The 14,580-nt window shown below is 44.8% G+C and carries 11 protein-coding genes; 3 read left to right on the forward strand and 8 right to left on the reverse strand.

Translation table 11 applies throughout. The features are described from left to right. Nucleotides 1-81: 81 nt before the first annotated feature. Both QUB11_RS09755 and QUB11_RS09760 read right to left on the reverse strand, forming a co-directional pair. On the reverse strand, nucleotides 82-921 hold the full coding sequence (locus QUB11_RS09755) for a DUF1361 domain-containing protein (RefSeq protein WP_333390382.1): 840 nt from the start codon (nucleotides 919-921) through the stop codon (nucleotides 82-84). A 283-nt stretch (nucleotides 922-1,204) separates the two neighbouring features. After that, a complete protein-coding gene (locus QUB11_RS09760) occupies nucleotides 1,205-5,479 on the reverse strand; it encodes a PAS domain S-box protein (protein WP_333390384.1) in 4,275 nt (1,424 codons plus the stop codon). A 351-nt stretch (nucleotides 5,480-5,830) separates the two neighbouring features. Between QUB11_RS09760 and QUB11_RS09765 the strand changes: the two genes are divergently transcribed. Continuing rightward, nucleotides 5,831-7,198 (forward strand): TldD/PmbA family protein, encoded by a 1,368-nt coding sequence (locus QUB11_RS09765; protein ID WP_333390387.1) that lies wholly within the window; start codon nucleotides 5,831-5,833, stop codon nucleotides 7,196-7,198. A gap of 494 nt (nucleotides 7,199-7,692) precedes the next feature. On the opposite strand, the gene QUB11_RS09770 is transcribed toward QUB11_RS09765, so the two are convergent. Beyond that, entirely contained in the window at nucleotides 7,693-7,887 is a 195-nt protein-coding gene (locus QUB11_RS09770) for a hypothetical protein (protein WP_333203858.1), read from the reverse strand. A 54-nt stretch (nucleotides 7,888-7,941) separates the two neighbouring features. On the opposite strand from QUB11_RS09770, the gene QUB11_RS09775 reads away from it, so the two are divergent. Beyond that, nucleotides 7,942-8,100 carry a hypothetical protein gene (locus tag QUB11_RS09775; protein WP_333085104.1) on the forward strand — a complete coding sequence of 53 codons (159 nt, stop codon included), beginning with the start codon at nucleotides 7,942-7,944 and terminating at the stop codon, nucleotides 8,098-8,100. A 193-nt stretch (nucleotides 8,101-8,293) separates the two neighbouring features. On the opposite strand, the gene pirA is transcribed toward QUB11_RS09775, so the two are convergent. Both pirA and bioF read right to left on the reverse strand, forming a co-directional pair. Continuing rightward, nucleotides 8,294-8,443: an arginine synthesis PII-interacting regulator PirA gene (pirA, locus tag QUB11_RS09780; RefSeq protein ID WP_172185012.1), complete on the reverse strand. Its 150-nt coding sequence runs from the start codon at nucleotides 8,441-8,443 to the stop codon at nucleotides 8,294-8,296. A gap of 277 nt (nucleotides 8,444-8,720) precedes the next feature. Further along, a complete protein-coding gene (gene bioF, locus QUB11_RS09785; protein ID WP_333203860.1) occupies nucleotides 8,721-9,893 on the reverse strand; it encodes an 8-amino-7-oxononanoate synthase in 1,173 nt (390 codons plus the stop codon). Between the two features lie 66 nt (nucleotides 9,894-9,959). Here bioF and QUB11_RS09790 point away from each other — a divergent pair, with 66 nt between their 5' ends. After that, nucleotides 9,960-10,895, forward strand: a complete 936-nt coding sequence (locus QUB11_RS09790) for an exopolyphosphatase (RefSeq protein WP_333203862.1) — start codon at nucleotides 9,960-9,962, stop codon at nucleotides 10,893-10,895. A 122-nt stretch (nucleotides 10,896-11,017) separates the two neighbouring features. Here QUB11_RS09790 and QUB11_RS09795 read toward each other — a convergent pair whose 3' ends face one another. The 3 genes from QUB11_RS09795 to QUB11_RS09805 form a co-directional block, all read right to left on the reverse strand. Next, entirely contained in the window at nucleotides 11,018-11,251 is a 234-nt protein-coding gene (locus QUB11_RS09795; protein WP_333203864.1) for a hypothetical protein, read from the reverse strand. An 11-nt stretch (nucleotides 11,252-11,262) separates the two neighbouring features. Next, entirely contained in the window at nucleotides 11,263-12,384 is a 1,122-nt protein-coding gene (locus QUB11_RS09800) for a glycosyltransferase family 4 protein (protein WP_333203866.1), read from the reverse strand. A 1,043-nt stretch (nucleotides 12,385-13,427) separates the two neighbouring features. Beyond that, nucleotides 13,428-14,555 (reverse strand): type II secretion system F family protein, encoded by a 1,128-nt coding sequence (locus tag QUB11_RS09805; protein WP_333203868.1) that lies wholly within the window; start codon nucleotides 14,553-14,555, stop codon nucleotides 13,428-13,430. Between the last annotated feature and the right edge of the window lie 25 nt (nucleotides 14,556-14,580).

Raw genomic sequence — 14,580 nt, forward strand, 5'->3', positions numbered from 1 at the left:
AGACCAAAAATTTGGGAGCTTAGTTCAAGCTCTTATATTCATCTGTTGAATCAATTCTTTAATCTCAAATCTCAAATCGCTCTAGCTGGAAGAAGTTGCGCTATCGCCGGCCAAGTCCGACTGCAATTGGCTCCTATAAAATCGTTGGCTAATCCCTAAAATTACTTGTTTCATTAGCCAATACAAAACAGCAATTACTACAAAAGTGACAGCCATTACTAAAACCGGACGCTTGCCTATCAAATCGTTCATTACACTGTTAACCAGGGCATCGGGGTTAGTCAGAATGTCCCAAGTGTTGAAGCGGATAAATCGCCCTAAATAAATGCCGATCGCCGAAAGTGCGTGTATAGTTATCTCCGTTGCCAGGATAAATTTACTCCAACCCTGTTGCTTCAAATAGTAACCCAAATTCATCACCGACAGCACGTAAGCCCCAAACCCTGCCAGCATAAACGCTAGATACTGCGGGATCAAAGCTAGAGTCACAATCCACACCGAGTTCCCCTCTTTAATCTGGCGGATCAGGTGAATGATATCCGTCAAAACGTAGGGCGCATTCGGCAAAAATCCGATAAACCAGAAAAAACCGCCCCACCAGCGGAGAGAGCGAACTCCGCGCTGCCGCAGTACCCAGATGTCTACAGCCATCAATGCGAGTGTAATGGCGATCGCCCCCAAAACGTAAGTTTTGCCCACATCTTGCACTATGTGCCTCAGATACGCAAAAACAGGGCGCGTACTGGACAAAAAAGTAGCGCCTAGGAGAAAGCCCGTACCCCACAGCAGCCAGCGCGATCGAGGTTTGCGGAACAGCCAAAAACTCAGGCCCAGCGGTACTAAACCCAAAAACAAATTCCAAGACATCCAGCGGACATTGTGTCCCATTGCTTGCAGGGCTTCCAGGATTAATCCCATCATGTCAATTTTTATACAATTAAAGGTTTGATGCAGCACCGCTTCATTCGCAGCTTCCGTCTATTTTAGTCCTTAACTTGCAGGGTGAGTTAGCCTCTGGCTCGGGGCGCTGCGCCTGAAAATCAAGAACTGCTGATGCACCCTACCACTGTGGAGTCAATCTCAAATCTCAAATCTCAAATCTCAAATCGACTGACCCACCCTACCACTGCGGAGTCAATCTCAAATCTCAAATCTCAAATCTCAAATCTCAAATCTCAAATCTCAAATCAACTGGCGCACCCTACTATTTATACACTTTGTCGATCGGAATCTCAATCTTAAAAGTTGTTCCGCATCCTATGGAAGAAATGCACTCAATCTTACCCTTGTGCTTTTCCACCACAATCGAGTGCGCGATAGACATTCCCAACCCCGTACCCTTCCCCACAGCTTTCGTAGTAAAAAACGGGTTAAAAATTCGATCCACTATCCCCTGCGGAATGCCCGTACCATTGTCCGAAATTTCCACTATCACAGTGTTCTGGGGCGTTACACCAGTGCAAATAGAAATCCGGCCACTCGTATCTGCTTCCCGAACGGATAACTTTTGATATTGTTCTTCAATAGCATCAATTGCATTAGCAATAATATTCATAAACACCTGATTCAGTTGGCTCGCATAGCACTCCACCAGCGGCAGTTTCCCAAACTCCTTAATTACTTCAATTTCCGGGCGGCTGTCCCGACTCTTCAAGCGGTGCTGCAAAATTAACAAAGTGCTCTCAATTCCCTCGTGAATATCCACTGGCTTCATTGCCGATTCGTCCAGTCGCGAAAAATTTCTGAGGGACAATACAATTTGCCGGATGCGCTCGCTTCCTACCTGCATCGAACCCATAACTTTTCTTAAATCCTCAGCCATGAAATCCAAATCTATCTCTTGAATGCGATCGACAATTTTTGAATTAGGTTCGGGATACTCATCTTCGTAAAGAGTCACCAGATCTAGCAACTGTTTTGTATACTGGTTGAGATAATCAATGTTAGCGTGAATGAAGTTAACGGGATTATTAATTTCGTGAGCTATCCCGGCAACTAATTGCCCCAATGAAGACATTTTTTCTGTTTGAATGAGTTGAGTTTGAGTAGAGCGCAATGACCGCAGAGCTGACTCTAAATCTCTGGCTTTTTCTCTTTCTCGTTCCTCGCTTTGCCGCAGTGCTTCCTCTGCTTGCTTGCGAGTCGTAATATCCTGGGAAACTCCAATTATTACCTTAGCCTGACCCTCCGCATTCCTACTAAAAATAGTATCCCGGCTTTGCAGCCACAACAATTGACCGTATGCTCCCCGTACCCGGTACTCAATTTCCCTAGTTTCGCCATCTTCAACTTCTGCAAAGCTCGCGTGATGTTCCACAATTTTAGGCAAATCTTCGGGGTAGATTAACTGAGGCATGAGTGACGAATCCATCGCTGTAATGTCGTCAAGGGTATATCCCAAAAGCCCGAACAGTGAAGTATTAGTGTAGATATTTCGCTGTTCTTCCAAGTCGTAGAGATACAAAATACCGGGAGTAGCCTCCGCTACTTTTTGAATAAACTGCTGGCTTTCTTGCAATGCTAATTCAGCTTGTTTGCGATCGGTAACATCAACGGCGATGCCGTCCCAAAGAATATCGCCGTTTTCCTTAGCTTCAGGACGCGAATTTATCTGAAACCAACGAATGTTGCCGTTGGGCAGCACCATCCGTCCTTCCCACTCCCAAGGTTGCAGATTCTGGGCTGAAATAGCAACAAATTTGTCATGATTTTGGCGGTCTTCGGGATGAATCAAATCTGTGACCAAAACGGCATTTTTCAGAACATCTTCTGGTTCTAACTCAAAAAGTTCTCGGCAAGCAGCACTTATGTAAGGAAAACTGAAAGAGCCATCTGAACGCAACAAAAATTGATAAATTATTCCCGGCACATTAGCAGACAGCTTTTGGAATTTTGCCTCGCTTTCCCGCAGTGCTTCCTCTGCTTGTTTGCGCTCAGTAATGTCAGTAATTGAACCAACCATGCGGACTGCTTTTCCAGATGCGTCCCACAAAGCTTGTCCCCGACTCAATATCCATTTGTAGGCGCTGTTGTAGCACCACAAGCGGTATTCAGTGATGTAATGCGGGGTTTTTCTCTCCAAGTGTTCTTGAAGAAGTTGCTGAGAAATCACTAAATCATCGGGATGTAAACTCGTATTCCATGTCTTATTGTAATCGCTAATGTCACTATCTTCGTAACCAGTGATTTCCTTAAAGCGATCGGAAACAAAAAATTCACCTGTTTGCAAGTTCCAGTCCCAAATGCCGTCATTGTTGCCTTTGAGTGCTAACTGCCAGCGTTCTTCAGTTTGCATCAATTGAGCTGTTCTCTGTTTTACTCTCTTTTCGAGTTCTTGATTGAGCTGTTTGAGATTTTCTTCGGCTTGGTTGCGTTCGATCGCAATTCCTGCTAAATTCATCGCCGCCTCTATCAATTGCAGCTCAAAAAAATGAGGGCTACGCGGTTGGGAATAATATATTCCAAAAGTTCCCAAAACTTGACTCTGAGATGAGAAAATAGGAGTTGACAAGCAAGCTCTCAGTCCAAAACTAAAGGCTAAATCTCGATAATTTTTCCACAAAGGATCGCTGGCAATATCTGTAACGATCACCTGTTGGCGGTTAAAGGCAGCAGTGCCACAGGAACCGACATCCGGGCCGATAGCTATGCCATGAATAGCCGCATTGTAACTGTCGGGCAAACTGGGCGCGGCTCCGTGTAGTAAATGTTCGCCATCTGGGGCTAGAAGCAATATCGAACCGATGACATCTCTAGATTGCTGCTCGATAAGTTTAACTAAAGTATTTAAAGTATCGCCCAGAGGAGCGCCCTTAGCAATCATTTCTAAAATTTGTTTCTGACCCGTTAACCAATTTTCAGCTCGCTTGCGCTCTGTAATGTCGCGAGCCACCCACAGAGCCGTGTTTTCTTTCATTGGTGAAATGGTAGCGGCAAACCACTTTTGTACCCTAGCAATTTCCAGGTTATATTCAAAAGTACAGGTTTGATTTGTAGCGAGGGCAGTGCGAATTTGCTCCAAAAAAAAATCTCCCTTTTCTAGGTCGAATAAATCGTTAATTTTTTTACCGACAAATTCTGCAGTCGGCTTGTACAATAATTGGGGATTGGTCGGGGCAACTTTCAGGAACCGTCCCTCAATATCGAGCTCAAAAATTACATCGTTCATGGCAGCAAACAAAGCTCGCAGTTCCGCTTCAGAAGCTTGCAGGGCGATTTCAGCTTGTTTGCGATCGCTAATATCCGTCCCGATACAAAGCAGTCCTGCCACATTTCCCTTCGCATCTAGTAAAGGTTTATTTGTCCACGCTATCCACACCCTTTCTCCATTGCTGCGGATGTTTTCATTTTCGTTTTGGAAGTATTTTTGCGGCTGTGCCAAACAGTCTCGAATCTTTGTCGCGAGGTCACTTTCAAATAAATCTGTTTTCGGTATAATTGTACCGATCGCACTTTTGCCGATGATTTCTGCTTCTGAATACCCGAAAAAAGTTTCAGCAAACTCGTTAAAAAAAGTAATCTTGCCTTCACTGTCTAACTGCACAATCATGCTGTTAGCATTCTCAACTAATAGCCGGTACTTAACTTCGCTCTCCCGCAGTTTCGCACGGCCGTACACCCAGCTAAATACCGCCGCCCCGGTGAAAACAGCCAGCAAGCCGCCTCCAAAGAGCAGCCACCCCCGAAACGGCGAATTCGCACGCCATCCCCCCGCCGGAATTGCTGCCAACTGCCAGGAACCGTTGGGCAAAGTCACTTCCAGCAGCACGGGATTCTGCTCAAAAATTGACCCGTCACCGAAAAACACAGGCCCGGATGCTCCCGAACCGTCTTTGCCCCGCAGAGCGTATTGCAGCTTCGCTGAGGAGTCGTTGAGTCCTGCTTCCTCAATCATGGAATTTTTGTCGATGATCAGACCTGTCAAGCCCCAGTAAACTCCTGTTTCAGGCTCGGCACCGGAGGGTGTGAGAAAAATCGGCGATCGGCTGATGAAAGTCTCGTCCCCCTCCAATAATTTCACGGGCCCGGCTAGCAAAGTTTTTCTGGTTCGGATGACCTCTTTGACCATTTCCCGCTGTTCGGGTAGCGCCGTCAAGTCAACTCCGATCGCCGATTCATTTCCATCCCGCGGATAAATGTAAGCGACCGTCGTGCCTTTAACTAAAGTTATGGCGCGAATGCCCGGTTGCTGTGCCACCAGAATTCTCGCCGTCGCTGTAAACTCGCCTTCGGTGATGTTTGGGTTGTTGGAAATGTAAGCCCCCAAACCCCGCATCAAAAACAGGCGGGAATTCAAAGAGCCTTCCAGCTTTGAACGGACTGTGCTGAGGCGATCGAGGGTGCTAGCGCGGTTGTAGTGAAAAAACCGCCGCTGTTCCGATCGATCTAAAATGCCAACTCCGACCAAAATTGCTATTGATGCCGAAATTGCTGCTAAATACGGTGAAATTTGGAATTTTTTAACCTTAAAGTATTCCATCGGCCGGCAGTTAAGGTATGTTTTTACGTCTTTAGATAGATTTAGTTTAGTTTGATTTCTCTAGGCAGATGCAAGATTTCCGCGATACCGGGCTTTTGGCAAGCGGGCGCGAGTTTTTTGTGTTCTAGGGCGCCCGCCGAATGTCGGCGATCGGCAAGCTTCTAATCATCAGTTGTGTGGACAAAGTTTTAAATCTCAAATCGACTGACTCGCCATTTATCGGGTAGGGTGCGCGCTGCAGCACCAGAGCGGTGGGGGAACGCGCACCCGAAAGACGCGAGTTATTAGCTAAAATAAGGTTAGCAATAATTTTTTTCAGCGCTACGCCGAATCATTCATAGGGGCAATTTGATGCAAGAACAGTTGATGGAAGCGATCGCACCTTACCGCAATCGCGTAGATTATCTAGAAGTTCGCCTCGAACAAAGCGAGTCAACTGCGATTAGTTTTCGCGGCCCTCAGTTAGATGCTGTCAACCGCAGTTTTAGTCTCGCCGGCGGCATCCGCGCCTGTCACAAAGGTGGCTGGAGTTTTGTAACTTTTAACGGTTTAGATGAGTTAAAAGACCGCATTGAAGAAGCTGTAGTGCAATCTCGTTTGGTTGGTAGCGAAAAAACTCTACTAGCAGATGTCACCCCGATTCAAGATTATGTAGCGGTGGAATTGGGCCGCGACCCGCGCTCTATTACTCTAGCCGAAAAGCGGAAATTGCTCGAATCTTACAACCAGTTGCTGTTAGATTATGACCCGCGAATTCAGACGACAATGGCCGGTTACAGCGACAGATTTGGGATTACTTATTTTGTGAATTCTCAAGGGACTTGCATCGCTCAAGAGCGCTTGGACGTGACCGGGCGTTTCGGAGCGATCGCCCGCGGCGAGGGCGGTGTCGTCCGCCAAGGGTTTGAGTCGATTCACTCGCGATCGGATTACGATGTCTTGACAAATATTGAAGATCGTGTTAAGAGTGCGGCCGTTCGAGCTGTAGGCCAACTAGAGGCAAAATCGGTGAAAGGTGGTCAGTATCCGGTGATTTTAGACCCTTATTTGTCGGGGGTTTTTATTCACGAAGCTTTCGGGCATTTGTCGGAAGCAGACGGCATTTACGAAAACCCAAAAATGCAGGAATTGTTGACTTTGGGCAAGCCTGTGGCGATCGAACAATTAAATGTAATTGACGACGCAACTGTGCCGGGATTACCCGGAACTTTGAAATACGACGACGAAGGCGTGCCGGCTCAGTGCAAGCATTTAATTAAAAATGGAGTTTTAGCCGCTCGGATGCACAATCGCGAGACTGCGGGCAAAATGGGCGAAAGTCCGACGGGAAATGCCCGGGCTTTGAGCGCTACTTTTATGCCTTTGGTGCGGATGACTAATACTGCGATCGAATCTGGCGAACATTCTTTTGACGAAATGGTTGCCGACATTGACGAAGGAGTTTATGCAGTGCGGATGTTGGGAGGACAAACCAACGGCGAAATGTTTACCTTTGCGGCGGCTCAAGGGTTCATGATTCGCGACGGCAAATTAGCCGAACCCGTGAGCGATGTCACCTTAAGTGGCAATGTATTTCAGACGTTAAAGGATATTGAGTCTATAGGAAACGACTCGGTTTATGCCTACGGCGGTTGCGGTAAAAATGGCCAGAGTGGTTTACCCGTAAGCGTCGGCGGCCCCCATCTGCGGATTAAAAATGTTGTAGTCGGAGGAAGGTAATCATTAGTCATTAGTCATTAGTCATTAGTCATTAGTCATTAGTCATTAGTTCAAGACTTACGCAATTGGCACATGGTGAAGGCGTGCTCGCGCCCTCACGCCTCACCTTAACCAGTGCGGGACACTGACAAGTTGACAAACCACTGAAAATCTACTATTGAGGGCTTCAGCGAGGTCGTTCGGTGTTTGGGAGACTTCAGAAATTACAGAGAAATTGGGGAAGTGCGATCGCGATTATATAGCAATCCTCGCATCAGTTTCAATAACTGGTTAACTGGTTCCCAAGCTCTGCCTGGGAACCGATGTAAGCGAGGCTCTGCCTCGGCCCAGACTATGGAGGCTCTTCCTCCGGATATGCGTTACCAGGCAGAGCGTGGTAACGAGTATAACCATTTAGGATTGCTATAGACTTTACCAGGCTTTCCCCTAATTTTTTGTTTAATTCCCCTTAAGTTTCTTTCATATCTACCCGATTATTCTGCCTAATGGGAATCTCAATCACAAATTATGCACCCCGTTCTGTTGGCTGTGATAAACACTTCAAATCTCCGCCGCGCTTCTCCACCACAATCTGATAGGTAATCAAATAATCCCAAACCAGTGTCTTGACCCGCAGGTTCAGTTGTAAAGAAAGGACTAAATAGATGGGTTCTTACCTCCCTTGTTATTCCCAGCCCATTGTCTTTCACACCGATTCTTACCCCATCCTAATTCAGCATATAAGTACAAATCGTAATCGTACTATGGTCATTTTTAATTTGCTCCGAGGTGCGTTTTTGGTCATAGCAATTCAAGGCATGAATCGCATTGCTCAGCAAATTCATAAATATCTGATTCAACTTACCGACATAACATTCTATTTTTGGCAAATCTTTTTGGGACGAGGCGCACTCTACAGATAGAGTTTGTGCGTGCAGGAGTGTTCCCTCTTTCTTCTTCCTTCTCAATAAAAAATCCCGGTTTCTTGAAGAAACCGGGATTTTTCCTACCAACTAAGAGAGGAGTCAAAACTTCACAGGTAGTGGTTGCCGGAATTCTGCATTTCTCGCACAACCCTCTAAACCAAACTACGGGCAAATTCTAGTTGCAGCTTTTTTAAAGCTGTCTCATTTCCTCTTCAAGCACCCGAACCAAATCTTGATTGCCACTGGATCTCGCTACTTCTATGCGGTGCATCAGTTGCTTGTGAATGTTAGCGCGGTGGGTTTCTGCTACTTTTTTTACGTTTTGACGATTTGTGTTCATGGTGGACGTTCCTTATATTAAATTTGGTGTACCTGCTACTTCTCTAATATAGCGCTAAATTCCAAAAAGTATCTAAATTTACAAAAAATTTACAGTTGTTGACCGATCGACCAAACTCCTGTATAAGATTGGTCATAAGTCAATAGCGATATCTTGACAATCAGAAGTCATTAGTCAGTAGTCAGTAGTCATTAGGCCGATGCCCGATGCCCGATGCCCGATGCCCGATGCCCAACATTTACATTTAGTCAAGCGGTGCGCGGTACGTACCCAACATTTACTCAAAACTCCAAACTTGCAGCAGCGCCTCTACCAACTGCTGAAGGTGTGCGAGCTCGTGAGTTGCCATCAGCGAAATCCGAATTCGACTCACGCTTACAGTCGGAGGCCGAATCGCCGGAGCAAAAATACCCATTTCCTTGAGTTTGCTGCCCACTGTTAAAGCGGAGGCTGCATCTTTTAACGGAAGAGTGAAAATTGGGGAGAGGGAATTGCTAATTGGTAATTGGTGATTGGTAATCGCGCAATATTTGAAAGTTTCGATATTTTGTCGCAACCGAACTCGGCGTTCTGGTTCTTGCTGTACAATCCTCACAGCTTCCAAAGCAGCCGCCGCATCAGCAGGCGTCAATGCTGTAGTATAAATCCAACTCGCAGCTCGATTACGCAGAAAATCAATTAAAGCAGCAGAGCCCGCAACGTAACCACCTAAACTTCCCAAAGCTTTGCTGAGTGTCCCCACTTGAATCAGCGGTGTTCCCGTACACCCGAAATGTTCTGCACAACCGGCACCGCTAGCACCGAAAACTCCTGTAGCGTGAGCTTCATCTACTAATACCATGCAGTTAAAGGTTTCGGCCACAGCCAACAACTGCGGCAGCGGACACAAGTCCCCATCCATGCTAAAGACGCTATCGGTAATAATTAAACACTTGCGGTACCTTGCGCGATTTTGCTCTAGCTTTGCCTTTAAATCCTCAAGATTGCAGTGACTGTACTCTAGGCCTGTTGCACCGCTGAGTGCGGCTCCGTTTTTCAGGCTCGAATGGTTGTACTTGTCAGATAATATCAAATCGCGCTTGCCGACAACGGATGCGATCGCCCCTAGATTCGCCAAATATCCCGAACTGAATACTAAAGCATCTTCAGTTTGTTTTAAATTAGCAATAGCTTGTTCTAGCTGTCGGTGCAAATCGCGGTGTCCGCTGACCAACCTCGAACCCGTCGCACCCGTACCAAATTCCTTAGTTGCAGCCATAGCAGCTTGGATTAACCTGTCATCGCCGGCAAGTCCCAGATAATCGTTGCTGGCAAAGTTAATCAGCCTGTGGCCTGCTAACTTTACCACAGGCCCAGGGGAACTTTCGATCGATTGTGGCGATCGATACCAATCGGCACGGCGAACTGTGTCCAGGGCCTTCTCTATCCAAGCGTAAGGGTCTGTGTTCATATTGTCCAGCGATCGGGTAATACGTTATATTAGCTGGTGATCAGTTCCTCCCTATCACAGAAGCATATGCCACTCACTAAAAAATACAGATTAGTCACCCGCAGCGATTTTGACGGTCTTGTCTGTGCAGTTTTGCTCAAAGAACTCGATATGATCGACGAGATTAAATTCGTGCATCCTAAAGATATGCAGGATGGGAAAATCGAAATAACAAATAACGATATTAGCACCAATTTACCCTATGTTGAGGGAGTTCATCTAGCTTTCGATCACCATTTCAGCGAAACTCTTAGACACGAGAAAATCAAAATTAACCACATCATCGATCCCTATGCAGCTTCTGCTGCTAGGGTATTGTACAAATATTATGGAGGCCAAGCAAAGTTTCCTGATATTTCTGAGGCGATGATGACGGCCGTTGACAAATCAGATTCCGCTCAATTTTCCCAAGAAGAGGTTCTGCATCCGCAAGAATGGGTGCTGTTAAACTTCATAATGGACGCCCGAACCGGCTTGGGAAGGTTTAAAGAATTTACGGTTTCCAATTATCAGTTAATGATGCAGTTAATCGATTACTGCAAAAATCATACCATCGAGGAAATCTTGCAGCTTCCTGATGTGAAAGAAAGAGTAGACCTCTACTTCGAGCAAGAAGAAAAGTTTAAAGAGCAAATACAGCGCTGCGCCCAAGTATATAATAATTTAGTTGTTTTGGATTTGCGTAACGAAGATGTGATTTATGCGGGTAATCGTTTTGTAATTTATGCTTTGTTCCCCGAATGCAATATATCAATTCACGTACTTTGGGGACTGAAACAACAAAATACTGTTTTCGCAGTTGGCAAGTCAATCTTTAACAAAACTTCTCAAACTAATATTGGGGAGTTAATGTTAAGATATGGGGGTGGTGGCCACCAGAATGCCGGAACTTGTCAGATTGAGAACGATAAAGCTAGTCAAGTTTTGAAAGAGTTAATTGCCCAGATAGAGCAAAATGATTAAATGGGCTTTATCTTTTTGGCAGTCAGGACTTGAGTCTTTGATTATTTATTTTAATTTGAGCACTAAAGTCCTTACTACAAACGGGGATTTTTAGGACTGAACTCATTACTGCAAACGGGAGTTTAGTCCTCAAGGTTTTGATCTGGCGGGTTCTGAACATTGAGACTTTCTGAACTTTTGCCTTTGACTGGTGGCAAATGGTCTACCAAACCCATATCAAAAGCGATATCCGGCAACTCATCAGCGTTATATTTTCCTGGCTCAAACAATCGGCCGGGAGTAAAACAAGGCTGTTTTAATCGTACCACCTCCCCTGCTGAAAACATTCCCCTAAACATTTTGCGTTCGAGTCCCATAATTTCTGATCCTAAAACAACTTTCGCATTAATCTTAGCAATTTTTGAGCGGCAGCTTCCCAATTAAATAAATCCGCCGTCTCTCTAGCTTTTTGAGCTACATGAAAACGCATCGGGTCTTCAACAATTTTTCGCAACTGTTCGCGAACAGACTGAACATTGGGTTCTGCCCAATGAGGAGCATTTCTGATTTTTAGATACTCAGTATCGTAACACTTTCCCACGGGAATTAGATCGTAAGCAATGGGATAGCAGTTATCAGCATTGGCGTACTCAGTCGGGCCGCCGTACATAGTCATAGCAACGGGCAAACCTGCTGCAAAGGCATCCAAAATTTTAATCGCAAAACCCTCGCCACGAAACGGAGCTAAAAAAGCATCTGCTGACAAGTATAAATCAGCTAATTCTGCTTTAGTACAAAATTTAGGCTTTACCTGAACTTTTGACTTGAACTTGCCGAATTGTTTTTCGATATTTACGAGATGTTCCACTATAACATCAGGATTTTTGCCGCCATCTTTGATAATTAACTCTACGTTAGAATCATCTTTAAACTCTTCACAAAAAGCTTGAATAGCCAGATCCGTGCCAAATCTATATAAATCAAAAGAATTGGTCATGTGCAGAATATACTTTACATCTTTTTGGGTTTTTTGCGGTCTGGGAAAATATAGTTGCGAGATTAAAGGATTGAAACCTAGAGGCATAACTGATACGTTAGCCGCCGGACAGCCAGCTTTTATTAAAACGTTTTTAGAATATTGGCTGACTGCTAGCTTGTGGGATGAAGTGTTAACAGCATCGTAAATCCAGTAATCATAATCATCATGGTTTTTGGCGAATTCGTAATTGATTGCAAAAAGTTCTAAGTTGAGATGTCCGTTGAGTTCTTTTAAAAAATAAGGTTTCCAATAATGAGACCATTTGATATGAAATAAATCTGAGGGTGTGGTGTTCATCCACTTCGCTAGCAGGTCGTTTTCTTCTGCTGTCGAATTGCGGCTGAGATGAGAGGCTATCGTTGAAGGTTCGACAGAAATAGGAATTCCCATTTGGTGTAAAGTTTTCGCCAGGGATAGGGTAATGTCGGTGAAGGAATTAAAGTGTTGAAATGCAACGTTAAAGTGAACCATATTTATTGGTTATTAGTGCAGGTAATCGGATATAATTTGGTATAAATTGTACTTGACAAATGACATAAAATGCACCTGCCAGAGGCAGGGCTGCGGTGGAGACGGGATCGGCGACCAACAAGCAGTTAAACTGGGAATGGACTCCCGGCAGGTATCCCTCACTCAGGCAGATGGAAAAAGGCTGCCGTCAAATCTAGCGCCAACGGAACATTGTGGAACGTCCTATCAAGCGACTCAAGCAATGGAGTCCGATCGCTATTCTATATGATAAGCTGGCTGCCAATTATACAGCCATGATTACGATCGCCTGCATTCTGTTGTGGTTATAGTTTGAAAACACGCCCTAGGGAATATCACGTGATGGAGATAAATCAACTAGGTGGAACCCCAGCGAGCGTGCTTAGCAGGCTCTCATTATCACACTCAATTTTCATTACTTAGTTTACGAGCTGCCCTTGAATGATGCTGTCAAATCTTTGAAAAATTTCCCTCGCCATTATACGTTAATTAAGATGCGATTACCCTGTAATATCTCTGAGTAACTTTTTTTATTCTTTCTATTCTGGGGTCGTTCAAATTGGCAAAATATTCTAAAAATCTGCCATTTAATATATTCACCGAAGGCAATGAATCTGTTTGTTTTGGTTGGTGAGTTAAAGTTTGAGTAAAACCTTTTGCCATTGATAGCATCCATCAACTACAATAACTAAATTTAAATTTATTCGGATTTAACTGTAGCATATTTGGGGTTCAAATTAAGATGCGTTTACCTCGGAGCGTAAAGCCAGGATTAGGCAGCAGTTAAATCTGTCTGCCTATCCTACTTGACTTTTGTGACATTTTCGTAACTTGTCACCAATGGGAAGACCCTGGTAATGAAGATTTGGAGGCTCTGCCTCCAAATTGTTTTCTCCTTTTAATCGAGGCTATGCCTCCTCCAAAAGTCTGCCCAGGCAGAGCCTGGGAAAGATTGAAATAGTCATTGGTTATGCGTTAATTGCTACTAACTAATAACTAATAACTAATAACTAATTAGCTCTTTTTTACAGCTTCTGGAACACTGCGAACATTGGCAGATACATCGACAGCAAAATCGAACCTACGATACCACCGACGACCACAATCATCAGAGGTTCTAGCATACTGGTAAGTCCTTTTACTGCTTCTTCCACTTCCGTTTCGTAGAAAGCGCCAACTTTCATCAGCATCTTGTCAAGTTCCCCTGTCTCCTCGCCAATTGCCATCATTTGAATGGCCAAAGACGGAAAAACAGCTTGTTCTTGCAAAGCAATACTGATCATGCCGCCGCTTTGAATTTCCTGTCTCGCATATTCGATCGCATTAGATATCGCCTGATTTCCCGCCACATCTCGCACAATTTCCAAAGAATTGAGAATCGGCACGCCCGATCGCGTTAGTGACCCAAATATCACGCAAAACCGAGCCACAGCAGATTTTTCGATCAAATCTCCAAAAATCGGCAACTTCATCGCAATCCTATCAATTTGTAGGCGACCTATGGGAGTTTTGTAGTACATATCGAAGGCAATTTTTAGCGCTATAATTACCCCAATAACAGTTATCTGTTGAATGGGAGGCCAAGCCGTACAAAATGCACTAATTGCCAACATAAACAACGTAAATGCTGGCAAATCTGCACCAATATCCTTAAAGATTTTAGCGAAAGTTGGTAGCAAGAATATGGTCATTGCGAAAAAAATCACGATCGCGATAGAAAACACCGTCTTCGGATAAGACATAGCCGAATTAATTTCGGCTTCCGTCTTGTGATTTTTTTCCATCATCACGGCCAGACGGTCTAGGGTTTCATCGAGTACCCCCCCGACTTCTCCCGCCGCCACCATACTGATAAACAGTTGGTCAAAAACATCAGGAAACTTAGCCATCGCCTCTGCCAAGTTTATCCCCTCCTGCACGTCAGCATTCATGCTCCTGAGCGCTCGCTTCAGCTTAGCATTAGAACACTGCTCGTGCAGCACGGAAAGGCATCGAACGATCGCCACCCCTGCATTAAACATAGCCGCAAACTGACGAGCAAAAATAGCCATATCCTTAACAGTAAGACTGGTAAGGTTATATTCAATTTGCTCCTGAATCTTACTGAAATCAAAGCCACCTTTCGGTTTTTGGCGGATAACGTTGGTAGCCACAGCTCACCTCTGAAAATTTATTAAA

Source organism: Microcoleus sp. B6-A1 (assembly GCF_036705085.1).
In the GTDB taxonomy this organism is placed as follows: Bacteria; Cyanobacteriota; Cyanobacteriia; order Cyanobacteriales; family Microcoleaceae; genus Microcoleus.